Annotated in this window: 24 protein-coding genes and 1 pseudogene; 5 read left to right on the top strand and 20 right to left on the bottom strand. The window is 63.9% G+C overall.

Going from position 1 to position 21,526, the window contains the following annotated elements; translation table 11 throughout:
- Window positions 1-292 precede the first annotated feature (292 nt).
- On the bottom strand, window positions 293-1,297 hold the full coding sequence (locus IZV00_RS02820; RefSeq protein WP_196226477.1) for an NAD(P)H-quinone oxidoreductase: 1,005 nt from the start codon (window positions 1,295-1,297) through the stop codon (window positions 293-295).
- Between the two features lie 101 nt (window positions 1,298-1,398).
- On the opposite strand from IZV00_RS02820, the gene IZV00_RS02815 reads away from it, so the two are divergent.
- From IZV00_RS02815 to IZV00_RS02805, 3 genes are all read left to right on the top strand, one after another.
- Window positions 1,399-1,596, top strand: coding sequence for a DUF1192 domain-containing protein (locus IZV00_RS02815; protein ID WP_196225680.1), 198 nt, complete (start codon window positions 1,399-1,401; stop codon window positions 1,594-1,596).
- 157 nt (window positions 1,597-1,753) lie between these two features.
- Complete coding sequence (gene clpA / locus IZV00_RS02810; protein WP_196225679.1) at window positions 1,754-4,072, top strand: ATP-dependent Clp protease ATP-binding subunit ClpA; 2,319 nt, start codon at window positions 1,754-1,756, stop codon at window positions 4,070-4,072.
- A gap of 252 nt (window positions 4,073-4,324) precedes the next feature.
- On the top strand, window positions 4,325-4,954 hold the full coding sequence (locus tag IZV00_RS02805; RefSeq protein WP_196225678.1) for a glutathione S-transferase family protein: 630 nt from the start codon (window positions 4,325-4,327) through the stop codon (window positions 4,952-4,954).
- Window positions 4,955-5,030: 76 nt separating this feature from the next.
- On the opposite strand, the gene IZV00_RS02800 is transcribed toward IZV00_RS02805, so the two are convergent.
- Complete coding sequence (locus IZV00_RS02800; RefSeq protein WP_196225677.1) at window positions 5,031-5,765, bottom strand: Bax inhibitor-1/YccA family protein; 735 nt, start codon at window positions 5,763-5,765, stop codon at window positions 5,031-5,033.
- 194 nt (window positions 5,766-5,959) lie between these two features.
- Here IZV00_RS02800 and thpR point away from each other — a divergent pair, with 194 nt between their 5' ends.
- A complete protein-coding gene (gene thpR, locus IZV00_RS02795; protein ID WP_196225676.1) occupies window positions 5,960-6,505 on the top strand; it encodes an RNA 2',3'-cyclic phosphodiesterase in 546 nt (181 codons plus the stop codon).
- A gap of 21 nt (window positions 6,506-6,526) precedes the next feature.
- Here the strand turns inward: thpR and IZV00_RS02790 are convergent, their stop codons facing one another.
- The 11 genes from IZV00_RS02790 to IZV00_RS02740 form a co-directional block, all read right to left on the bottom strand.
- Window positions 6,527-7,075, bottom strand: coding sequence for a superoxide dismutase family protein (locus IZV00_RS02790; RefSeq protein WP_196225675.1), 549 nt, complete (start codon window positions 7,073-7,075; stop codon window positions 6,527-6,529).
- 222 nt (window positions 7,076-7,297) lie between these two features.
- Window positions 7,298-8,386 carry an OmpA family protein gene (locus IZV00_RS02785; RefSeq protein WP_196225674.1) on the bottom strand — a complete coding sequence of 363 codons (1,089 nt, stop codon included), beginning with the start codon at window positions 8,384-8,386 and terminating at the stop codon, window positions 7,298-7,300.
- A gap of 178 nt (window positions 8,387-8,564) precedes the next feature.
- A complete protein-coding gene (locus IZV00_RS02780; RefSeq protein ID WP_196225673.1) occupies window positions 8,565-9,068 on the bottom strand; it encodes a DUF2793 domain-containing protein in 504 nt (167 codons plus the stop codon).
- A gap of 32 nt (window positions 9,069-9,100) precedes the next feature.
- Window positions 9,101-11,296, bottom strand: coding sequence for a phage tail protein (locus IZV00_RS02775; protein WP_196225672.1), 2,196 nt, complete (start codon window positions 11,294-11,296; stop codon window positions 9,101-9,103).
- A gap of 8 nt (window positions 11,297-11,304) precedes the next feature.
- Entirely contained in the window at window positions 11,305-11,679 is a 375-nt protein-coding gene (locus tag IZV00_RS02770; RefSeq protein ID WP_196226476.1) for a peptidoglycan endopeptidase, read from the bottom strand.
- Window positions 11,680-11,702: 23 nt separating this feature from the next.
- Complete coding sequence (locus tag IZV00_RS02765) at window positions 11,703-12,518, bottom strand: DUF2163 domain-containing protein (protein ID WP_196225671.1); 816 nt, start codon at window positions 12,516-12,518, stop codon at window positions 11,703-11,705.
- On the bottom strand, window positions 12,515-14,845 hold the full coding sequence (locus IZV00_RS02760; RefSeq protein WP_196225670.1) for a DUF2460 domain-containing protein: 2,331 nt from the start codon (window positions 14,843-14,845) through the stop codon (window positions 12,515-12,517). Before IZV00_RS02760 ends, IZV00_RS02765 begins: the two co-directional genes overlap by 4 nt.
- On the bottom strand, window positions 14,842-15,393 hold the full coding sequence (locus tag IZV00_RS02755) for a tail tape measure protein (protein WP_196225669.1): 552 nt from the start codon (window positions 15,391-15,393) through the stop codon (window positions 14,842-14,844). Before IZV00_RS02755 ends, IZV00_RS02760 begins: the two co-directional genes overlap by 4 nt.
- 120 nt (window positions 15,394-15,513) lie before the next feature.
- The gene (locus tag IZV00_RS02750; protein WP_196225668.1) at window positions 15,514-15,708 is read right to left on the bottom strand and encodes a phage tail assembly chaperone; all 195 of its coding nucleotides are present in this window, start codon (window positions 15,706-15,708) and stop codon (window positions 15,514-15,516) included.
- A complete protein-coding gene (locus IZV00_RS02745) occupies window positions 15,705-16,016 on the bottom strand; it encodes a gene transfer agent family protein (protein ID WP_196225667.1) in 312 nt (103 codons plus the stop codon). Before IZV00_RS02745 ends, IZV00_RS02750 begins: the two co-directional genes overlap by 4 nt.
- The gene (locus IZV00_RS02740) at window positions 16,013-16,420 is read right to left on the bottom strand and encodes a phage tail tube protein (protein ID WP_196225666.1); all 408 of its coding nucleotides are present in this window, start codon (window positions 16,418-16,420) and stop codon (window positions 16,013-16,015) included. The genes IZV00_RS02745 and IZV00_RS02740 overlap by 4 nt, the downstream gene beginning before the upstream one ends.
- 54 nt (window positions 16,421-16,474) lie before the next feature.
- Between IZV00_RS02740 and IZV00_RS02735 the strand changes: the two genes are divergently transcribed.
- Entirely contained in the window at window positions 16,475-16,804 is a 330-nt protein-coding gene (locus IZV00_RS02735) for a hypothetical protein (RefSeq protein WP_196225665.1), read from the top strand.
- A 139-nt stretch (window positions 16,805-16,943) separates the two neighbouring features.
- Here IZV00_RS02735 and IZV00_RS02730 read toward each other — a convergent pair whose 3' ends face one another.
- The 7 genes and pseudogenes from IZV00_RS02730 to IZV00_RS02700 form a co-directional block, all read right to left on the bottom strand.
- Window positions 16,944-17,345 carry a DUF3168 domain-containing protein gene (locus tag IZV00_RS02730; protein ID WP_196225664.1) on the bottom strand — a complete coding sequence of 134 codons (402 nt, stop codon included), beginning with the start codon at window positions 17,343-17,345 and terminating at the stop codon, window positions 16,944-16,946.
- Entirely contained in the window at window positions 17,342-17,539 is a 198-nt protein-coding gene (locus tag IZV00_RS02725) for a hypothetical protein (RefSeq protein WP_196225663.1), read from the bottom strand. The genes IZV00_RS02730 and IZV00_RS02725 overlap by 4 nt, the downstream gene beginning before the upstream one ends.
- Window positions 17,536-18,072, bottom strand: coding sequence for a head-tail connector protein (locus IZV00_RS02720; protein WP_196225662.1), 537 nt, complete (start codon window positions 18,070-18,072; stop codon window positions 17,536-17,538). Before IZV00_RS02720 ends, IZV00_RS02725 begins: the two co-directional genes overlap by 4 nt.
- Before the next feature lie 102 nt (window positions 18,073-18,174).
- Window positions 18,175-19,287 carry a phage major capsid protein gene (locus tag IZV00_RS02715; RefSeq protein ID WP_230463284.1) on the bottom strand — a complete coding sequence of 371 codons (1,113 nt, stop codon included), beginning with the start codon at window positions 19,285-19,287 and terminating at the stop codon, window positions 18,175-18,177.
- A gap of 102 nt (window positions 19,288-19,389) precedes the next feature.
- Window positions 19,390-19,752, bottom strand: coding sequence for an HK97 family phage prohead protease (locus IZV00_RS02710; RefSeq protein WP_230463283.1), 363 nt, complete (start codon window positions 19,750-19,752; stop codon window positions 19,390-19,392).
- A gap of 89 nt (window positions 19,753-19,841) precedes the next feature.
- On the bottom strand, window positions 19,842-20,162 hold the full coding sequence (locus tag IZV00_RS02705) for a DUF6127 family protein (RefSeq protein WP_196225659.1): 321 nt from the start codon (window positions 20,160-20,162) through the stop codon (window positions 19,842-19,844).
- 141 nt (window positions 20,163-20,303) lie between these two features.
- Window positions 20,304-21,430: pseudogene (locus IZV00_RS02700) on the bottom strand (phage portal protein).
- Between the last annotated feature and the right edge of the window lie 96 nt (window positions 21,431-21,526).

Below are 21,526 nucleotides of genomic sequence, written 5' to 3'. Positions count from 1 at the left end.
CTATTGTCCTCGGGGCCGAATCCCTAGCGGCGCAATGTTACAATCCCGCAGCGAATATGACGGAAATGCTACGGTTTACGGGGTTTTACGGCATCGCGAGATGAGGGTGAGCGACTGTTTTGTAGCCAGGAGAGGAGCTTTTTAATCCTCCCCATCGGCAGATGGGGAGGTGGCAGCGCGTAGCGCTGACGGAGGGGAAAATGCGCGACCTCGGCTCATTTCCCCTCCACCAGCTCTCCCCACGCTTCGCGCAGGGAGGATTTGGGATGTCTGCAACCACCCAAACAGGCCCTCAGACCGTCAGCACGATCTTCCCGAAATGCTCCCCTGCATCCATGCGCGCATGTGCCCGCGCGGCCTCTGCCAAGGGGAAGCGCTGGTCCATCGCCGGACGGAGTCTGCCATCTTCGACGAAGCTCCAGACCTCCCGGATGATCTCATCGGCCACAAGGCTCTTGAAAGCGGATGAGCGCGGCCGCAGCGTCGATCCGGTCAGCGTCAGCCGCCGGGTCATCACCGCTGGGATAAAGATTTCCGCCTTGGCGCCACCCAGTACCGCGATCGACACATGGCGGCCATCTTCGGCAAGGCACTGCAAGTTTCGGGGCACATAATCGCCGCCGACCATGTCCATAACCGCCTGCACGCCTTGGCCAGCGGTAATGCGCTTGACCTCTTCGACAAAATCTTGGGCACGATAATTGATGGCATGATGCGCACCCCAAGCCTTAGCCTGTTCGCACTTGGCATCGCTGCCGCAGGTGACGATGATGGTGATATCAAAGAGGCGGCAGAGCGAAATCGCCATCGTGCCGATGCCGCTGGTCCCGCCATGCACCAGCACCGTATCGCCTCCGACGACATAGGCCCGTTCGAACAAATTGGTCCAGACGGTGAAGAGCGTTTCGGGCAAAGCCGCCGCCTCAACGATGTCATAGCTATCCGGCACGGGAAGGCATTGGCCCGCTGGCGCAACCGCATATTCGGCATAGCCGCCGCCAGCAAGCAACGCACATACGCGCTGCCCAATCAGTTTTTCCGCGCTGCCGCCAGCCGCAACGATCGTGCCGGAAACCTCCAGCCCCGGAATATCGGACGCGCCGGGGGGCGGCGGATATTTGCCCTGCCGCTGCAACACATCGGGCCGGTTCACGCCTGCTGCGGCGACCCGGATCAGCACTTCATCCGCTGCGGGGGCAGGAACCGGACGACGCTCAGGCACCAGAGCTTCGGGACCGCCGGGCGATGGAATGGCAATCGCCATCATTTCATCAGGCAGTGCCGCTTCAAACCCCATGATGCCCATTCCCCCGCAATAATCCGGCACCGCAGCTGAAAATCGCAAGCGGCTTAAGGGCCTTATTGACAGAGGCGCCCCGGCGGTCAACATTGGCATTTATGGACATGGACGACGATCTGCCTCGCAAGATTGATGATCCGCTGGCCCAACTGCTTCGACAGGATTTGGGTCCCTTATCCCTTGCCGATCTGGAAGAGCGCATCAGGGCGCTGGAGGGTGAAATCGCCCGAACCAGATCAAAGATTGAAAGCGCCGTTAACCACAAATCAAGTGCTGAGGCGTTATTCAAGCGATGAACCCGCGCTCCGCCCTCTGCGGCCCTGACATGGGCTTCACCGGGTACGGGCAGTCTGGCAATTCCGGCGGTCAGGGCGTCCTCCTTGATCTGCCGTCGAGCAATGCCGACATATGGTTCAAGTCAGCCTCTCTTTGGGGCTCAGGAGTAGAATAGAAATGCCATCTTTCGCACCCGCCCTTGAAACCACGTTGCACAACGCGCTGACCCATGCGTCGGAGCGCCGCCACGAATATGCGACGCTGGAGCATCTGCTCCTCGCGCTGATCGATGACGAGCATGCGTCGAAGGTGATGCAGGCGTGCGGCGTAGAGCTTGGCGAACTGGGCGACGCCGTCACCCAATATCTCGACAGTGAACTCGACAGCCTGAAGGTGGAGGGTTCAAGCGACCCTTCGCCCACCAGCGGATTTCAGCGCGTGGTCCAGCGCGCCATCTTGCACGTGCAATCTTCCGGCAAGGATGAAGTGACGGGAGCCAATGTGCTCGTCGCGCTTTTCTCCGAGCGGGAGAGCTACGCCGTCTATTTCCTCCAGCAACAGGATATGAGCCGTCTGGATGCCGTAAGCTACATCAGCCACGGCGTCGGCAAGGGTACAGCTGCTCCGGAGCAAAGCGCCGCCAAGGGCGCTCCGGAAGAGGAAAAGAAGGCGCAGGACAGCAAGGGCAAGAAGGACAGTGCCTTGGAGCAGTTCACGGTCAACCTCAATGAGAAGGCGATGCGGGGCAAGGTTGACCCGCTGATCGGCCGTAGCGCCGAAGTCGACCGGACCATCCAGATCCTGTGCCGCAGGTCGAAGAACAACCCGCTCTATGTGGGCGATCCGGGCGTCGGCAAAACCGCGATTGCGGAGGGCCTGGCGCGCAAGATCGTTGAGGGCGAGGTTCCCGATGTCTTGAAGGAGGCGGTGATCTACTCGCTCGACATGGGCGCGCTGCTCGCTGGCACCCGCTATCGCGGCGATTTCGAGGAACGGCTGAAAGCGGTCGTCACCGAGCTGGAAAAGATGCCGCATGCGGTCCTCTTCATCGATGAAATCCACACCGTGATCGGCGCTGGCGCGACCAGCGGCGGGGCGATGGATGCGTCGAACCTGCTCAAGCCCGCTCTATCGGGCGGCACGATCCGCTGCATAGGTTCGACCACCTACAAGGAGTTCCGCAACCATTTCGAGAAGGACCGCGCCCTGTTGCGCCGGTTCCAGAAGATCGACGTCAACGAACCTTCGGTCGAGGACACGATCAAGATTCTCGCCGGTCTGCGCAGCGCCTTTGAGGAGCATCACAACGTCAAATATACCCCCGACGCGATCAAGGCGGCGGTGGAACTGTCGGCGCGCTACATCAACGACCGCAAGCTGCCGGACAAGGCGATCGACGTGATCGACGAGGTCGGCGCCATGCAGATGCTGGTGGTGCCGTCCAAGCGCAAGAAGACGATCACGCCCAAGGAGATTGAGGCTGTGATCGCCACCATGGCGCGCATTCCCCCCAAGACGGTATCGGCGGACGACAAGTCGGTGCTGGGATCGCTGGACACCGACCTCAAGCGCGTCGTATTTGGCCAGAACCGAGCGATCGAGATACTGTCCTCCGCGATCAAGCTGTCGCGGGCGGGCCTGCGCGATCCGGAAAAGCCGATCGGCAGCTACCTCTTCTCCGGCCCTACCGGGGTCGGCAAGACGGAGGTCGCGCGCCAGCTTGCCAATCTCCTCGGCATTCCGCTCCAGCGGTTCGACATGTCGGAATATATGGAGCGGCACTCGGTCAGCCGCCTGATCGGTGCGCCTCCGGGCTATGTCGGCTATGATCAGGGCGGCCTGCTCACCGATGCGGTCGATCAGAACCCGCACAGCGTGCTACTGCTGGACGAGATCGAAAAGGCGCATCCGGATCTGTTCAACATTCTGTTGCAGGTCATGGATAACGGCCGCCTGACCGATCACCACGGCAAGACGGTCGATTTCCGCAACACCATTCTCATCATGACCACCAATGCCGGTGCGTCGGACATGGCGAAGGAAAGCATCGGCTTTGGCGAACTGACGCGCGACGATGTGCAGGAAGATGCGGTGAAGAAGCTCTTCACGCCGGAATTCCGCAACCGTCTCGATGCCATCGTCCCCTTTGGCTATCTTCCGCCGGAGATCGTGGCGCGGGTCATCGACAAGTTCGTGCTCCAACTCGAACTGCAACTGGCCGACCGCGACGTCCACATCACGCTGGACGACGATGCCAAGGGCTGGCTCACCAAGAAGGGCTATGACAAGCTCTACGGCGCGCGCCCGATGGGCCGCTTGATGCAGGAGAAGATCAAGCAGCCGCTAGCCGAAGAACTGCTGTTCGGAAAGCTGGTCCATGGCGGCGAGGTGCATGTCCGGCTGAAGGACGAGGCGCTGGCCTTTGAAATCACCCCGGCCGCTCCGAAAAAGGGCAAGAAGGGTGGCAAGGCGAAGCCCGCGGAACCGGCCAAATAAGCAGGCCAACGCACGAGATACGAAAGGGCGGCTCCCCACGGCCGCCCTTTCTTTTTGGGCAAAGCCCGCGCGCGTCAGGAGGATCGCATCCCCCCTCCCGCAAGCGGGAGGGGGTTAGGGGGTGGGCAAGCGCAACATCAAAGGCGATCTGAAACGGCCACCCCACAATCAAAATTCCAATGGCCGACACCACCAGCATTTGCCAATCTGGCGCCCCGAATTCCAACTACGTCTTCACGAGGGAAGATTCACATGCCCGCAGACATCACCTTCTACACCAACCCCATGTCGCGCGGGCAGATCGCCCGCTGGATGCTGGAGGAGGTAGGCCAGCCCTATGACATGATCATCCTGGACTATGGCACCACCATGAAGGCGGCCGATTATCTCGCCATCAATCCGATGGGCAAGGTTCCCGCCATCGTCCATCAGGGGAAGGTCGTGACCGAAGCCGCCGCGATCTGCGCCTATCTGGCCGATACTTTTCCAGATGCGGGCCTCGCCCCGCCCCTGGATCAGCGGGCGGATTATTATCGCTGGATGTTCTTCGCGGCAGGCCCGGTCGAAGCGGCTGTTTCAAACAAAGCGATGGGCCTCTCTGTTCCTGAAGACCGCGAACGCTCCATGGGCTACGGCAACTATGATCAGACACTCGCAACGTTGGAACAGGCCGTGTCAGGCGATCAATGGATTTGCGGCCGCCAGTTCACAGCAGCCGATGTCTACGTTGGCTCCCAGATCGATTGGGGGATGAGTTTCGGCACTATGCCGGTTCGTCCTGCTTTCGAAACCTACTCCGCCCGCCTGCGCGAGCGCCCTGCCTACAAGCGACAGAAGGAACTAGACGGCGCCCTCATCGCCCAGATGCAGAAACCGGCCTGAACCTCAAGTCCTCCCATAGCAAAAGGCCCGGCGGATCGCTCCACCGGGCCTTTTCAATTCGTCTGCAACGGTGCGATCAGCGGCGATCACCCATGAAACGCAGCAGGAACAGGAACATATTGATGAAGTCGAGATAGAGGTTCAGCGCCCCCATCACCACCGATTTGCCCATCATGTCCGTACCCGCGACGTGCGCATAGATGCTCTTGATCTTCTGCGTGTCATAAGCGGTCAGGCCCGCAAACAGGAGCACGCCGATGAAGCTGATCACCATGTCCATGGCGCTCGACCGCAGGAACAGGTTGATGAGCGACGCGACCAACAGGCCGACCACGCCCATGATCAGGAAGGTGCCAAAGCCTGAAAGATCCTTCTTCGTCGTGTAGCCCCACAGGCTAAGGCCCGCGAAAGCCGCCGCCGTCGCGAAGAAAGTCTGCGCCACCGACGTGCCGGTATAAACCAGCAGGACCGAGGAAAGCGACAGCCCCATCATTGCGGCATAGGCCCAGAACATGGCCTGCATCGCGACCGTCGAGAGACGATTAATTCCAAAGCTCATGATCATCACGAATGCCAGCGGCGCAAGCATGATGACATATTTGAGAATGCCGGGGCCAGCCAGGATCTGATAAGCCAGCCCGCTCGATGCAAACAGCATGGCAACGACGCCCGTCAGCAGAACGCCGCTCGCCATATAATTGTAAACCGACAGCATATAGCTGCGCAGCCCAGCGTCGAATGCCTCGCCGCGCGCAGCCGTCGTCCCGCCGAAACCGGCAATGTTCGAGCGGGGGTCAGACCAATTGGCCATGAGATAATCTCCTTCACCGGCGCACTCCGCCGACATCGCTATTATCGCGATATCTGGCCGCTAATTCAAGGGAAGAGCGGCCGGAGCGCTCTAACGACTTAGAATGGTTTCCTTGCTTTCACGTCCAACGGGCCCACTCCATTCTTCTGTTCGCTTCCGCTGACACAATTCCTCAGGCCCGCTATACCGGCATCATGCACCGCCTCTTCGTCGCCATTCGCCCGCCGGAGCCAATCCGGGCGCGCTTGTTGTCATTGATGAGCGGCATCGCTGGCGCGCGATGGCAGAGCGAGGATCAACTGCATCTGACCTTACGCTTTGTAGGAAACGCCGACCGGCACCAGGCCAACGACCTCGCCGAGGCACTGGCAGCCGTGCGCTTCGCTCCTTTCGCAATCTCCCTGTCCGGCCTCGGACAGTTCGAGCGCAAAGGGCGAACCGACACCTTGTGGGCAGCTGTTCAACCTCGCGATGCGCTAGACCAGCTTCATCGGAAGATCGACCGCGCCTGTGTTGCGGCGGGCTTTCCGGCGGAGCAACGCGCCTACCTGCCGCACATCACGCTCGCCCGCTTCGGCCGTGACGGAGGCAGCACGGACGGGTTCCTGACCTATCATGCCGGACTTTCCAGTCCTCCATTTCTGGTGGACGAATTTGCCCTTTTCGAAAGCCACCTGACGCAGAATGGAGCGCATTACGAAATGGCGGCGGTATATCCCGCCGACCCCTCCGCCCTCTAAAATACGCGTCCGCCCGCCGTCTTAACCGGCGGACAATATACCACAGGCAATGCGCCCGCCTGCGTTACCCGCAGGATCAGTCTTGTTGTCATCCGCCTGAGCATGGATCACGATGGCAGCGCCATCTGCGTCCAGAACCGCATTGGTCCCGCTGCGCAAGGTCGCACCGGGGACCACGAACTCCATTCGCCCAGTCCCATCCGCACCAGCGGTCAGGTTTGGCATGTCTCCCATATGCATGCCCGCCGGGTTATCCCGGCCATGTTGGCGCGCGGTGGGATTCCAATGACCGCCCGCGCTGGTGAAGTCGGGCGACGTGCATGTTCCGGTCATGTGGATATGCACCGCATGAACACCAGGCGTGAGCCCGCTTGCCCGCACATCGACATGCAGGCCGTCGGTCGCTTCCGTCACCTTGGCTTCGCCCCGAGCTGACCCGTCCGCAGCCAGCAAGACAGCGCGGGCATTCGGCATCTCGGCCGACCCGGAATTCACGGCCCCACCATCCCCGCTCGTGCAGGCGGTAAGGCAAAGTGCGAGGGGCGCAAAGACGATTAGGGCGTTTTTCATGATCAAATGCACTCCCGGTGAAGCAATAGCTGGCGAACGCAACAAGTCGCCATTTGTTGCGCATATAGTCCAGAATGCCAAGCGATCTCCCCAACGCTGACGGCCAGACGGTGGCAATGAAACCACTCGCTCGCCGTTGCGCCTGATCACCGCAAAAGAAAAGGGGCCGGTCTTTCGACCAGCCCCTCAACCTTGTTCCATCCGCGAAGATGGAAATCTTGCTTACTGGCCCGAACCCGGACCGTAAGTGATTTCCACGCGACGGTTCTGCAGTTCGCGAACACCGTCGGCGGTTTCGACGCGGGGGTTCGATTCACCGAACGCCTGGGTCGTAATCACGCCGTCAGGAATACCCTTCGACGAGATGTATGCCTTGACCGCGTCAGCACGGCGCTGCGACAGGCCAACGTTGTACGATGCCGAACCCGAACGGTCCGCATAACCTGCCAGCATGACCTGGGCGCTGCCGCAGTTGCTGTAGGCCGAAACCGCGTTGTCCAGAATGGTGGCGGCGTCAGGCGTGATGTCCGACTTGTCCCATTCGAAGAAGACGATGTACGGCCCAGGGCTGCACTCAGCGACCGGCGGAGGCGGCGGCGGAGGCGGCGGGGGCGGGGGCGGCGGAGGCGGCGGGGGCGGCGGAGCAGCCGGTTCGCCACCGAAGTTATACGTCAGACCCAGCAGAAGGCTGTGCGTGCGCAGCTTCGTGCTGACATCGCCACCGGCAACGCCCACCGAAGTGGTGTAGGCCGGAACCAGGTCGATGTTGTCCTGGTTGAAGAAGCGATACTTCAGCGAAACGTCGACATTGTTGGTCAGCGGATAACGAACGCCCGCAATCGCCTGCCAGGCGAAGCCAGTGTCGCTGTCGTTGACCAGGTCATTAGCCAGCTTGGCGCGCGAAACGCCAACACCGCCACCGACGAAGCCCTGCAGACCGTCGTCCGAACCGAAGTCAAGCAGACCGTTCAGCATGAACGAAAGGGCCGACGCGGAACCACCGAAACCGCTCTTGTCCAGGTCAACCTTGGCACGCTTGTAACCAGCTTCGGCTTCAAGACGGAAACCGCCGAAGTCGTAACCGATGACCGCATCACCGTCCCAACCCTTGTGGTAGTCGACATTTTCCAGCGTGGTGCTGGCAGTGCCAAGACCAGTCGTCGGATCGATACCGGGGGTGAAAGTGATGTCCTGATCTTCAACGATGGTAACGCCGGAATCGATTCCGATATACCAGCTGTTATCACGCGCCAGGGCCGGGGTGGCCAGGGCGGAGGAGGCAAGCACAGCCGCGAGGGCAAGCTTCCGCATTTGAATTCCCCTTTCAAAAGTGTCACGAAGGACTGCTGAAACCATGTATCGGCAAGAAAGTTTCATGGCAAGTCCACAATTGGTGAAACTGTTGCTCAAATGCATCACACGGCTCCAGAAGCCCGGTCGCACAAGCATTTCCGTGCACCTCTATTGTAAAAGCCGGACATGCCACAAGTCATGGTTCGATCAGTCCGTGACTGCGCATGGCATTTAAAATCGCGACCAGGGAACTTCTCGCCTCACTGTCGATGGAGCTTCCCCCCACGGGGTTGGCTATGGCCGGTTGCCGTGTCCCCGCAACCCGCTCGCCCCCTACATAGAAGCCGTCGCCCCGGACTGCTGCATCCTGCCAATCGCTGCCATCGAAATACATCATATGGCCTCGGTCCACGACCCTCAGCGTCAGGCCCGCACGTGGCGCGGCAAATCGCCATCCGCCTCCTGTCCAGCAGGCGACCGACCCATCCTGCCCCAACCAGCTTCCTGAAGCGCCATCCGCAACAATCCAGCACTGGCCGTCGTCGGGCGAAGTTGGCGGCACATCCTCGTCCGCGCTTTCGGCCGCGCCATGCAGCAGCATGTCGATCCGTGCCAGCGCCTCGTTATGAAAGACTTCCTTCTGCGCCTGCCCGGCGAAAAGCTGGGGCAAGGCCCAGCGGGGCGTCGCATCGCTCGTCATGATCGAACCTCCTTTTTCCTTGTTGTCGATTATCAAAGCGGCAGGACGAGCCGCGCGGGCCGTCCCAGGGCGAACGAGCCGATCTGCCGGACCTCGATCGTCAATGCGCCGCCCCCGTCCGCGTCGAATGCGTCCACGTCATATGCCCATGACGGCGATGTGGTTTCGACCCGGCGCATCAGAGCGCCGTCCGCCAGCACGCGCAGTTCGTAACGCTCGCTTTCCTCGCCCAACGGCACGTCCGCCCCGCTGATCCAGCGCCAGCCATTCCTGCTCCGCCGCACCCAGCTCAGATTCCAGCCCCCCGCCCCGTCGGCAACGGCGCGAAAGTGAACGGGCGCCACCGGCGTTACCGCTTCCCCGCTGACGGTCAGCTCTGCCTCCACCGGCTCCGCATCGCCAATCCCGACTGCCGAAAGCCGCAATGTGCTGCCGATCTCGCCATTGCCCAAGGCTGCAAATGGTTCTGCCAGCCGCTCCTCCTCGATCAGCAGAAACGGCTCGCCAGCGACATGCCCATCCATCGCCCATTCCGTCCCGAACAATCCCCGGCGCAGGCCTTCCAGCCGGAAGCTGGCCGCGCCCGTCTGCACCGCGTGGGAAAATTGGAGAAGCTCGCGTCCAACCATGCAAAGATTGCGCCCCTGCGCCAATGCAGCCTCATCCGCATCGCCCAGCTCCATGTCCGCCGCCAGCAACGTCACATGCACGCTGTTGACCAGATCGATCAGAGCCCAACTCCCCGGCTCCAACGCCTCGTCGACCTCCCCCATCACGGCGCGCGGCGCGGTGCGGCCGACCGGATTGGCTTCCCCCGTCTCGCTCATCACGAAGAGGGCCGCGTTTCTCCACCCTTCCCCGCCACTGGCCGCCGCAGCGATCAAAGGCACGGTCGCCACCGCCTCCCGCAACGGCGGAAGGTCGGTCAGCATCAATACAGTAGGTCCATGCGGCGCATCCGTCTGCCGCACGATCGCGCCAGAGGACGCTCCCGCAGGCAAGACGCCTCCCGCTCCCGGCACCCGCCGCAGCGCCAGCCGCACGGCCATGGCTTCCCACTCCCGTTCTTCCACCCGCCAGCGGCCCGGCATGGCCTCGACCGTCACCAGATCACCGGGCTCATGGCGCAGGGCGTCCCACCCGCAACGCAGGGTCATGGCGGATCGGCCCGTCCAGTCATGGCCAAGATGACGGGCCGCCAGACGACGCGCAACATCGCCCGACATGGTGACCGGCAGATCGATCCCGCGCTCAACCCGCCCCGCCCCCGGCCGACTGACGCGCTGCACCCCCGCCTGATAATCTCGCGCTGCATCGTAGTGACGCAGCGAAAGGGCCAGCGGCACCGCATCAGCGCTCTCTCCCGACTGTTCGACGGCATCGATGGCACGGCCATTGATACGCTTGCACAGGGTGCCCGCGCTGATCTCACCACCCGTCTCATCGCTCCCCGTGCCGGTCAGCCGCAGTCCGTCCTCACCAGCAACAAAGGCAAGGTCCCATGCCTCCACCAGCGGACCAATCGCGTCGATCACATCAGCTCCGCCCGCCGCAAAGCCATCGACGGTTCCATCTACGACCGCCTCAAGGACACCGCCGCTCAGGTCCACGGCCACCGTCGCGATGGTCACCACCCCCTCATCCGCCTCTACCTCAAAGGTCAGCGACGGAATGCGGTTGCCATAATCGGCGAGTTGCAAATCCTCGAACACCGCATAGGCGATGCCCCGATGCCCCGGCGTCCGATCAACGCCCTCCGCCGAAGCGATGAGCGGATCGGCAGCCTGATCCTCACTCCCCAAATGCAGGCGAAACGCGCTCAAGCCCGACTTAAAATCCCCGGCAGCCCCGCGCAGCAGATTGCCGTCGGCCCAAATGCGCCGTACCGCCAGCACCCTGCGCGCCGACAACGCAACGGCGAAACTCGCCGAATAGCTATAGCTGGTGACGCTCGGCCGCCCCTTGCCGCCGCCACTCCTGTTGCGCTTTTCCTTAAGGTCGGTCGCCCAAATGACCGACCCAGCGGCACGCATCGTGCCAAACAGCTTCGGGATTTGCGCGCCATAGCTTGATGTCTGCAACTGCAACTCGGTCAGCCGCCTGCCCTCGCGCCCCTTGGGCTTGAACAGCACCGCCTGATCCAGGCTGCTGCCGATCAGCCCGCCGATCGCTCCGCCCAGCGGCCCGCCGATCGCCGTGCCCAGCGCGGTCAGCACTAAAGTCGCCATGTCTGCTCCTATATCGCCCGCCAATGGCCGATGACGGGCCAGGGCGAAGGCCCCGGCGTCTCGACCACGCGCCCCAATCCCGCATGGGCATGCACATGCCCGCCGGGGACCAAAATCATCAGATGCAATTGCAACGGCCCCGGCCGCACCAGCGCCAGATCGCCGACTTGCCCCTGCTCCACCGCCCGCAAACCCGCCTGCTCCAGCCAGCCGCGCACCAACTCCGCATCACCCGACCGCAGCCCATAGCCTCGCGGCGCGGCACCCCGATGCCCCGCCTGCGTCAGCGCCAGAGCCGCCAGCCCGACGCAATCAATACCGCTCGTCCTGCTGCGCCCTTGCAGCCGGAAAGGCACCCCCACCAGATCGCGCGCCGCCGCCACGATCCGGTCCCCCATGGCGCCGCTCACGCGCCGGGATAGCGCGTCAGCAGGTCCGTGCCCGGCAAATAGGGCTCCCCCCTGAAGTTCACGACATTGGCGAAGCGCGTCCGGCACGTATCCAACTGCCGGTCGCACCCTTCCGTCAGCAGCGCCAGCGTCCCCGCCGCCACCGCAAAACATGGCGGATCGGCCAGCGTCACCCCACTCGCCCCATTATCCACGACAGCCTGCACCGCGCCTGCATTAGCACCCGTCAGCCACCGTAAAGTACCAAAGGCATAGACACCCACAGCCAACCCCGCCGCACTCACCTCCACATCATCGACAGCCGACACCGCCACGACCTTACGCCGTGCCGCCAGATCGACCCGGCACTGCCAGTCCCCCAACCGCGCCCGGCAATCGGGCGAGGTAGAGGGCGCAACCGGAGCCTTCAGCGCCGCCATCGCCCCCACCAGCTCCGCCGTGAAAGCCCCGCCCTTGCGCGCGACGCTGCCAATCTCGCCCTTCGCCAGCATCAGCCACAGGTCGCCCGGCGCGTCCCACTCGGTCAGCCGCAACTCCAATGCAGCCCCATCCCAGCGCCCCGCCATCAAATCCGCCTCATTGATCGCATCCGCAATCAAGGCGCCCTGCAAGTCTGTATCGCCCGCCTCCGCGCTGATCCCGCTGCGAACGGCCGAAGGCGTCATCCCCGGCGCGGCGCGATAGCGGACATGCCCGATCTCCAGATCGCGATCATGGCTCGTCAGCCCGATCGTCACGCCATCCCGCCGCTCCAGCCGCCAGCAAAAGGCCAGTGTCGCCAGCGGCTTCTCCAAAGCCTCCAGCCCGCTCATTCCCGTATCTCCACCAAAGGCACCGAAGGCGCCTCGCCCGCCGCAAAGGTCGCGCGGTTGACGTCCAGCCTGTCCTCGGCAAAGCGCACCGGCACGTCGAAACGAAAGCCAGCCGTCAGCAACGCGCCCACCGCCGGAGCCTCGTCAAACGCGATGACGCCCAGTCCCGCATGGCTCCATCCGCCCATCAGCTCGACGCCATCCACCGCCACGCGAATGCTGCCTGCCACCGGCCGGGTGATCCGCCGCACCTGCGCCTCATCACCCTCGCCATAATAGCGCTGCAACGGAAACTCCGTCCGCACGCCATCCCCCGTCCCCAGACGCTGATCCAGCGCCCCCGGCACCATCCCCGGCGCACAGCTGCGATCGTCATAGGGATCGGTGAAGCGAAACCCCCGCGCCGCCCCTCGCCGCGCCCGGAAAAAGGCGATCAACTCGACAATATCCGCCGCCGATCGCACACCTGGCCCAGCGTCGAAGGACAGCCGCGCATCCGCCCAGTCGCTGCTCCGCCGCTCATGCCCGGACGGGCTTTCCACCACCTGCGTCGAAAAAGCAGGCGACAGGCTCGCGTCCCGCCCGATGGCGATCGGAAAAGCCACATCGTCAAAGGCTTGCATGTCATCATCCCCCTGAAGTCTGAAGCAGGTGAAGCCGTCCCGCGCCACCTGTGGCAGCGCCCAGACAAAGGTCGCCGCCGTCCCTCGCCGCACCGCCGCCTCCGCCGCGTCAGCAATCCGCCGCCACTGCGCCGCCTGCTCGGCCAGCAGCACGAAGCCCGAAAAATAATGCTGCTCTTCCACCGGATAGCCGAGCCGCGCCGTCGCCACCTCGATCCCCCGGGACGTGCGCGTGGGTCGCCCCTCCGTCACCCAGTCATAATCTTCCAGCTGCAACACATCGAAGGCAGGCGCGGCCCACCCCACCGGCATGTTCGCCCGCTTGGCCTCCGGCGCGAGCGGATCCAGCACCGTCGGCAGATAAGCGAGCAGATGCGTCACCGCCCCCGGCGCCACCCCCTTCACCCAGGCACACAGCGCCGCCGTAGACGCCGCCAGCACCGCCCCTGCCTGATCCAACAGAGCCTTTTGCGGCTCACTCAACGTCCCCCGCACATCGCTGATCGACACCGGACTCCCGCCAAAGGCCGCCTGCGCCGCCGCGTCATAAATGCAGATCCGCCCATCGGCAGGCATCATCCACCACCATGGCTCGCCCACCTGAAACTTAATCGGAATTCCCGCAGCCAACCCGATGGAAACAAAGCCCCCCGCTACCAGCCGCAAATAACTCATCGCCCCGTCATGCGCGGGCGACAGCAAAGTCGAAGGCGGCGACCAGCCCGTCAGCGCCGGGTCGCCATTCTCCGCGCGTTGCTTCCAATCATTCCAGCAATGCGCGTCCAGCAACTCATAGGAAAGCGACCAGATCACCCCCAGCCCCAGCGCCTTCGCCCGCCCCGCAAAGTCCGCATGCCAGGCCGCACAAGGCGCGTTCAACACACCTCCGGCAAGGCTCACATAAAATCCACCACCCAGCGGTTCGAGCCGGAAATAATGGCTCATCCCCACATAATGGTTGATGTCGCCGCGATAGCCCAGCGCATGGATCGCCTCGACAATCCGCTCAGGCGTCTGGTTGAAACAATCATCATAGCCCGTCGCCATCGACAGCCCATGTTCCGGGACCATCACATCGCCGACGCTCAGCACCGACCCCGCGCCATCGCAGCGCATGTTCGACAGCTCGGCCCAACCCTCGGCTCCCGCCGCAAAGGCCGTGGTCCCCGCATCATAATCGGGTGCGCCAAGCGATATGAACATCCGATCCACATCACCCGCCCAAACCGGATCAGCCTCGCCCGGCAGCAGGAACCCCCCATCCAGATCAGCGAAATTCAGAACGATGTCAGCATCTTCCGCCGATCCGCTCGCATAGTTCCACAGCCGCACATACCAGGACCTCGGATCGCCCTCCGCATCCCGCCCCTCGATCGTCAGCGTCGGCCCATGCACCTCGTCCAGCCGCTTCAGCCCCCCGCTCCGCCAACGGAACCGCAACACACAATCCCGAAAGTCGCGGGCGGTCTCATAGGCCAGCAGCGGATGGCTCCACTTGTCCTCCGCCTCCCAGATCAGCCCCGCCAGATCGCCCGACCCATAAAAGACCGCGTCCACCCGCAAAGCATCCGGCGCCGTCGTGACGACACTCGCCATCATCGGCCGCGGAAAGTTCACCGTCCAATGCGTTGGCGCGAAACGCTTCATGAAGCGCTCTTCCTGCCCCCGCCGCGCATCCGCCAGCCAATAGCCAAGCCCGCTCATCCGTTCAGCGCTCCCCTGACCGCCCGCGCCACCTGCCGCGCGCTCCGCGCCAGCATCCGCGCATTGTCGAACCCTTCGCCGCGTCCCTGCACGGCAATGTTGACGCGAACGTCCCGCGCGCCCGCGCCACCATTCGCCATCACCTGCCCGCTAGCCGTAGGCACGAACAGCTCAGGCCCGCGCTCACCAACCACATAGGCGCGTCCCGGCGACACCGGCCCGCCAGTCGCCCGCCCCGGCAATCCCAGCGCCGCACCCGCCAGCGTCAGCAAAGAACCCCCAACGCCCCCAACACCAGCCGCACCAGACCGCACCGCCCCCGCCGCAATCTCTTCCAGCACCGACAGCGCAACCTGCTTCAGTTCCTCAAACCCAAAGCGCCCGCTGCGCACCGCCCGCAACAACCCCTGCTCAATCCGCCGCCCAGCCCGCTCCGCACCTGAAGCCAGCGGCCCTTCCAACGCCCCCCGCATCGCCTCCACATCCCGCGAAAGCCCCTGCGTATCCGCCCGAACCCGCACCACCAGCGTCTCGATTTCCTCGTCCATCCCACCTCCAGCACTTAAGAGAAGCCCCTCCCCTTGGGGGAGGGGTTTGGGGTGAGGGCGCGCCCCAGGCACCCACCTCCGTTCGTTTCGAGCGAAGTCGAGAAACGGAAAAGCACCCCCTCAATCCGGCATCACCCCACGCAGCCGCTCCAGCTCCGCCACATCCACCCCGACCCCCGGCTCCTCCTCTCCCCGAGCCGCCCGCAACACCGCCTCCAACTCCACCGGCGTCGCGCGCCAAAACTCATCCGGCCGCCACCCCAGCAGCCATCCCGCGACGCCAGCCAGCCGCGCCGCCGTTTTGAAGAAGCTCATCGTCCCCCCAAAATCTGCCTGATGATCCCACTTAACGCCGGCGACAGCTTAGCCAGCCCCGCCTCGACAATCGCCTCGCCCAGCCTCTCGCGCGTCAGCCCCACGGGCGCATCAGCAAGGCAGTGCCAGAACAGCCCCGCCATATCGGCAAGCGACAACTTGCCCGCAGCCGCCCGCTCCACCAACTCAAACAGCGGCCCCAGTTCCTGCTCCGCCGCCACCAAAGCCGCAAAGCTCGGCCGCAACCGCAAAGCCTCGCCAGCCACCTCCAGCGCAGCCTCGCCGCGTGCCTCATTCACCGCGCTCATTCCGACACCACCGGGCCAGAGCTTTCCAGGCTAAGCGCATAATTACGCTCACCATTATAATCGCCCGCATAATCGAGCCGCGTGACCAGAAAGCGCCCGCGCATCCGCTCGCCACTCTCGAAACTCAGCTCAAACTGCTCGATCGTCCCGGCCAGCGCATGATTGCGAATGCGTACCTCCGCCGCCGACCCGGTAAATATCCCCGCCGCCGAAACGCTGACCGACCGCACCCCCGCGCCCGACAGCAACTCACGCCACCCACCGGAATCCTTGGACGTAACGTTCACGCCCTCGCCATTCACCGACAGCTGCGTGGTCCGCATCCCGGCCACCGTCGCATAGGCGACAGGCGACCCGCCATCGCCCACTTTCAATAGAAACGCGCTTCCCTTTTCCACTGCCATGGAGCATTCTCCTGTAAGATAAACCGTGCCTGAATTGCGATTGGAGAGGTTCGAATGTTCTTCGCTGCTCCCCTCATGATGATGCTGGCCGCGTCGGCGCAAAGCGGCGATGCCGTCGGCGCTGGCCGCAAGGCGTATTCCGAGTGTCTGGCGAAAGAGATCAGCCCCGCGCTCGACAAGAAACTGTCGCTCAGCGACTTCCAGTCCACGCTGAAGTCGAAATGCAGCGCCAAGGAAGCCGCCTTCCGCGCCGCCATCGTCGCCGACGACAAATCCACCGGCATGTCCGACAAGGACGCCCAAGCCGATGCTGACGACCAGATCGCCGAATATGTCGACAAGATCACCGGCGAGTTTGAAGATTATTCCAAGCCCGGCGGCTAGAGGGCACGGAGCCCTGCGCGCACAGCCCAACCATCCCCGTTCGGGCTGAGCTTGTCGAAGCCCTCTACTTCTTAAAGAAGGAAGGCCCTTCGACAGGCTCAGGGCGAACGAATGAGAGGTGGCGGTTCCTTTAAAAGGTCTAACCCGCCTCCCGAACCACCCGCACCCGATAATCCACAACCGCCTGCCAGGCGTCCTTTTCGCGCCCCTTCACCACCCGAGACCGGATCAACCGCACCCCCACGATCCGCCAGCCCTCGGCCAATTCCAAAACCTGCATCACGCCATCAACGCGCTCCAGCAGCACCGCCAGCCGCCCCGGCGTCTCCCCGGCATCATGCAGCCCAATCGTCAGCCGCAGCTCGCGCCCGTCCACATCCTTCGCGCCCCAATCGCTCGCGATACACTCCCCCACCACCGCATAGGGCACGCTCGCGCGCGCAGGTTGACCGTCAAACAAGCCATTCAGCCCACCCATCAACGTCGCGTCACCACTCAAAGCAGCAATCACCGCCGCCCGCACCGTCACTTCCGCACTCATCCCCCACCCCTCACCCTCTCGCGCAGGTCAAGGTCGCCCAGCCACCGCCGCAGCATCCCCCGCCCCGACAACAGCACAGCCTCCCCCTCTACCCGCGCATCCTCCACCCCCGCCGCCAGCATCGCCTCGGCCACTTGCCCACGCCGCCGCGCCGCCCGCAGCTCGACCATCCGCGCCAGCACCGCCACCTTCATGCCAACCGCATCCGCCGCCACGGCCGCCACAGCGCGCTCACCACCGCAGGCGGGGTCGCCACATCACCGCCACGCGCCGAAAAATGCTCCGTCGCCAGCCGGACGATCCCCTGCCGGATCGGATCGGGCAGGCCATCCGCATCCTCGGCCATTCCCGCCCGATAATGCACCGCCAGCACCCGCGCGCCAGCCAAGGGCCGCGCCCGCACCCAGCCATCCCCCGCCGCATCGATATCAACCGAATAGGCATCGACAGCCAGCGCCTGCTCCACCCCGTCAGGCCCGACCGCATCAACACCCAGGATCGCCACCACAGGCCGGGCCGACAGCCGCTGCCATCCCCCATCAGCCCGCACCGTCTCCCGCGCTTCGCCCAGGATCAGCCATTGCCCCAGAAACTGCTCGCACAACGCCGTCGCACTTCTAAGCAGCCCGTCGAGCAACCCATCCTCGCCACTCCCACTAATCCGCAGATAATCCTTCAATTCCTCAAGCGACGCCCCCGCCGCCCCAACCTCTTCCCGCACCAACACCAACCGCCCCTCCCGTCAGCAAAGTCCTTCTCCCGCAAGCGGGAGAAGGATAGGTAGCCTTACCGGCACAGCCGGTTAGGCGAACTTGGATGAGGGTGCCTCTTACGAAGCCGCGAACTTCATCAGCTTGATCGCCTCCGAGTTGGAAACGGCACCACCAATCCGCTTCACCGCATAGAAATGCACGAACGGCTTGTTGCTGAACGGATCGCGCAGGATGCTCGTCTCGCTACGTTCAGAGATCACATAGCCCGCCTGGAAATTACCAAAGGCGATCGACAGCGAACCCGCCGCAATATCCGGCATGTCCTCGGCCTCCACCACCGGATAGCCCAGCAGCGTCGCAGGCTGCCCAGCGGCCAATGAAGGCTGCCAGATAAACGCCCCATCGCTCGTCTTCATCTTGCGAATGACGGCCAGCGTCGCCGAATTCATCACGAAGCACGCCCCCTGACGATAGGGCGCCCGCAGGCTCTGCACCAAATCGATCAGCTTCTCCTGACCCGACGCCGCAAAGGCACCCGAAGCCCCCGAAGCCACATATTGCAGCGAGCCAAAGGCACGCACGCTGTCCGCCTCATTGGTCGCCGTATAGGTCAGGAACCCCTTGGGCTTGTTCGTGCCATTGCCGTTGACGAAGGCCGCGCCCTCCGCCGCCGCAAATTCACGCGCGATCTCGCCCGCCAGCCAGCCTTCGACATCAAACTGCGCATCATCCAGCATCGCCTGGCTCGCCGCCGGATTGGCATACAGCTCACCATAAGGCGGCACGATCTCGTTAAAGCTCGGCGTCGCCGTCTCGGCCCGCGCCCCCGTCTCGCTCGCCCAGCCCGACACGATGCCGCCCGAAGTCACCAGCTTGCGATAGCCAGCGCTACCCGTACGCACGACATTGGCGATCGACCGGATCGGCGAGATGCTCTTCAATGTCGCGTCGATGATCTGGTCAATCTCACGCGGCACCGCATAGCCTCCCGCAGCGCCACTCGCCCCGGAAAAGCTCTTCAGCTCCACACCCGCCTCAAGCCCCTGTCGCACATAACGCTCCACAAAAGCCGCCCGCTTGGGATCGAACGACCCACCCTTCACCCCATCCAGCGCAGGCCGCTGCTGCTGCACCAGCGCCCCTTTCAGTGCCGCAACCTCACCCTCCAGCGCCTCGATACGCTCACCCTGCACCACCGCATCAAAGCTCGCTTCCAACTGATCCGTCATCAACCACTCCTCGCACATAAAAAAACCTTCTCCCCACGGGGGAGAAGGATACGAAGCCTTGCCAGCTTGCTGGCTAGGCGAAGTTGGATGAGGGGGCTTTCCCTACCCCTCCACCGCAATCACCCGCGCCAAAGGCTGCATCGGATGCGTCACCACGCTCACCTCCACCAACCCCAGCGCCAGCAGTTCGCGCGGCCCGGCTCCCCGCGCCTCCCGCACCCGATAGCCAAAGGACAACCCATCCACCGCGCGCTCCTTCAAAGCCCGCGCCGCAGCCCGCCCGGCCGAAGTCCTGCCCGACACCCGCCCGATCACCCGCAGCCCGCGCGCATCCTCCTCCACCCGCTCGACCGTCCCGATCGCCTCACCCGGCAGATGCTGCCACAGCAACGGCACCCCCGCCGCCACGCCCGCAAAGGCCCCCGGCCGCACCACGTCGCCGCCATGATCCACCCGATCGAACACCGCCGCGTATCCAGCGAACCGAACATCCCCCTTTCCAACATCCGTTCGCTTCGAGCGCAGTCGAGAAGCGTCAAGCACCGCCGCCCCACTCATCCGCGCACCATCCCGATCAACCCAGCCTTCACCGCCACGCCGAGCAACACCAGCGCCATCACGATCCGCACCGCCCAGCTAACCACCGCCCCGCGAGCCGCCTTCTTCGCATCACGCCAGGCGGACAGCAGCTCACGCAACTCCCGCACATCCTTCTCCGCGCTCCGGTCGCTCAAGCCCAATCGCTCCAACGCCCGCCCAGCCCCCAACTCGCTCGCCTCCTCGATCAGCGCCCGGATCATCAGCATGTCCATCCGCCCCGGCGCGCCCTCGGCCTGCGCCACCAGCCGCGCCAGCATCTCGCCATCATATTTCATGGCCCTACTCCCAATCATTTCGCGCAGAGGCGCAGAGGACGCAGAACAAGAAAAAAGCCGCCCAAAGGCGGCCCTCCAACAAATCTCCGCGCCTTCGCGTGAACAAAAAACCTCCGCGCCCTCTGCGCCTCTGCGCGAACATCAAATCCCCAACATCGCCCTCTTCTCATCCGCCGAGAGAAAATCCGCCGCAGCCACCCGCTCCCACAAAGCCGCCCGCTCGTCCGACAAGGCAGGCACAGCATCCAGATCCGCCGCCAGGCTCAACCCCGGCCACCATCCCTGCAAACCCTGCGCCAGCCCGCCGCAAATCTTCGCCACCAGCGGCAAGATCGTCTGCCGCCACAACGCCTTGTTCGCCTCCCGATAATTGGCGTAAGCATTGTCGCCCGGTAGGCCCATCAGCATCGGCGGCACCCCGAAAGCCAAGGCAATCTCCCGCGCCGCCGCCGCCTTCAGGCCCACAAAGTCCATCTCCGCAGGCGTCAGGCTCATCGCCTTCCAATCCAGCCCGCCCTCCAGCAACATCGGCCGCCCCGCATTGGCCGCGCCGGAAAAGGCCACCTCCATCTCCCGCTTCACCCGCTCGAACTGCTCAGGCGACATCACCGACCCGTCCCCCGGATCGTAAACCATAGCCCCGAAGGCCGCGCCGCATTGTCCAGCAGAGCCTTGTTCCACACCGTCGCCGCATTGTGGATCGCCACCGCCCCCGCAGCCGCCCCAACACAACCCAGCCCATAATGATCATCCAACGGATGCAGCGCTTTCAGATGCAGGATCGAAGCACGCCCCGCCGCATCCTCAGGCAGCAACCGCGTCACGCTGTCCCCGACCCGATAGAGATAAGCCGCAGGCCACCCCCGCGCATCCGCCTCAACGCTCACCCGCTCGGGACGCAGCGCATATAGCTCGACCGGCTTGCTATCCGCCCCCATCATCACCTGCACATAGCCATTGCCATGCAGCAGCAAATGACTCGCCAACGTCTCGACCAACCCCTGCCCCGCCGAACAACGCGTCAGCAGCGACAGCACATCTCTGCGCTCCCCCTCCTCGACCCCATTCGCCAGCAAAGCCGTAGCCCCCGCGCCCTCCGACACCAGCCGCAAAGCCCGCTGCGCCACCGGATTACCGATAACGCCACTGCGTACCTGCGCCTCATAGGAAGCAGGCCACTCCCCCAAAGCCACCGCGCCCGACCCCCAGGCACGCGCCAACACCGGCCGCGCGCCCGCACGCGCCGCCCTCGCCCCAAAGAATTTCATGAAAGCCCCACAAACAAAAATCCTCTCCCCTTCAGGGGAGAGGATGGTGAAGGTTGGCGGCGTGCCGCCTACCGCAACCTGGAGAGGGGCTTGCGC

This window comes from Sphingobium sp. Cam5-1, from assembly GCF_015693305.1.
GTDB lineage: Bacteria > Pseudomonadota > Alphaproteobacteria > Sphingomonadales > Sphingomonadaceae > Sphingobium.
Note: the sequence above shows the minus strand (reverse complement) of the source record. Positions and strands in the feature narration are given on the sequence as shown.

What these genes read in the sequence shown, in the direction of transcription:
- IZV00_RS02820 (WP_196226477.1), bottom strand. Translation starts at nt 1,297, where the DNA reads ATGGGGTTTGAAGCGGCACTGCCTGATGAAATGATGGCGATTGCCATT.
- IZV00_RS02815 (WP_196225680.1), top strand. Translation starts at nt 1,399, where the DNA reads ATGGACATGGACGACGATCTGCCTCGCAAGATTGATGATCCGCTGGCC.
- clpA (WP_196225679.1), top strand. Translation starts at nt 1,754, where the DNA reads ATGCCATCTTTCGCACCCGCCCTTGAAACCACGTTGCACAACGCGCTG.
- IZV00_RS02805 (WP_196225678.1), top strand. Translation starts at nt 4,325, where the DNA reads ATGCCCGCAGACATCACCTTCTACACCAACCCCATGTCGCGCGGGCAG.
- IZV00_RS02800 (WP_196225677.1), bottom strand. Translation starts at nt 5,765, where the DNA reads ATGGCCAATTGGTCTGACCCCCGCTCGAACATTGCCGGTTTCGGCGGG.
- thpR (WP_196225676.1), top strand. Translation starts at nt 5,960, where the DNA reads ATGCACCGCCTCTTCGTCGCCATTCGCCCGCCGGAGCCAATCCGGGCG.
- IZV00_RS02790 (WP_196225675.1), bottom strand. Translation starts at nt 7,075, where the DNA reads ATGAAAAACGCCCTAATCGTCTTTGCGCCCCTCGCACTTTGCCTTACC.
- IZV00_RS02785 (WP_196225674.1), bottom strand. Translation starts at nt 8,386, where the DNA reads ATGCGGAAGCTTGCCCTCGCGGCTGTGCTTGCCTCCTCCGCCCTGGCC.
- IZV00_RS02780 (WP_196225673.1), bottom strand. Translation starts at nt 9,068, where the DNA reads ATGACGAGCGATGCGACGCCCCGCTGGGCCTTGCCCCAGCTTTTCGCC.
- IZV00_RS02775 (WP_196225672.1), bottom strand. Translation starts at nt 11,296, where the DNA reads ATGGCGACTTTAGTGCTGACCGCGCTGGGCACGGCGATCGGCGGGCCG.
- IZV00_RS02765 (WP_196225671.1), bottom strand. Translation starts at nt 12,518, where the DNA reads ATGAGCGGGCTGGAGGCTTTGGAGAAGCCGCTGGCGACACTGGCCTTT.
- IZV00_RS02760 (WP_196225670.1), bottom strand. Translation starts at nt 14,845, where the DNA reads ATGAGCGGGCTTGGCTATTGGCTGGCGGATGCGCGGCGGGGGCAGGAA.
- IZV00_RS02755 (WP_196225669.1), bottom strand. Translation starts at nt 15,393, where the DNA reads ATGGACGAGGAAATCGAGACGCTGGTGGTGCGGGTTCGGGCGGATACG.
- IZV00_RS02750 (WP_196225668.1), bottom strand. Translation starts at nt 15,708, where the DNA reads ATGAGCTTCTTCAAAACGGCGGCGCGGCTGGCTGGCGTCGCGGGATGG.
- IZV00_RS02745 (WP_196225667.1), bottom strand. Translation starts at nt 16,016, where the DNA reads ATGAGCGCGGTGAATGAGGCACGCGGCGAGGCTGCGCTGGAGGTGGCT.
- IZV00_RS02740 (WP_196225666.1), bottom strand. Translation starts at nt 16,420, where the DNA reads ATGGCAGTGGAAAAGGGAAGCGCGTTTCTATTGAAAGTGGGCGATGGC.
- IZV00_RS02735 (WP_196225665.1), top strand. Translation starts at nt 16,475, where the DNA reads ATGTTCTTCGCTGCTCCCCTCATGATGATGCTGGCCGCGTCGGCGCAA.
- IZV00_RS02730 (WP_196225664.1), bottom strand. Translation starts at nt 17,345, where the DNA reads ATGAGTGCGGAAGTGACGGTGCGGGCGGCGGTGATTGCTGCTTTGAGT.
- IZV00_RS02725 (WP_196225663.1), bottom strand. Translation starts at nt 17,539, where the DNA reads ATGAAGGTGGCGGTGCTGGCGCGGATGGTCGAGCTGCGGGCGGCGCGG.
- IZV00_RS02715 (WP_230463284.1), bottom strand. Translation starts at nt 19,287, where the DNA reads ATGACGGATCAGTTGGAAGCGAGCTTTGATGCGGTGGTGCAGGGTGAG.
- IZV00_RS02705 (WP_196225659.1), bottom strand. Translation starts at nt 20,162, where the DNA reads ATGAAATATGATGGCGAGATGCTGGCGCGGCTGGTGGCGCAGGCCGAG.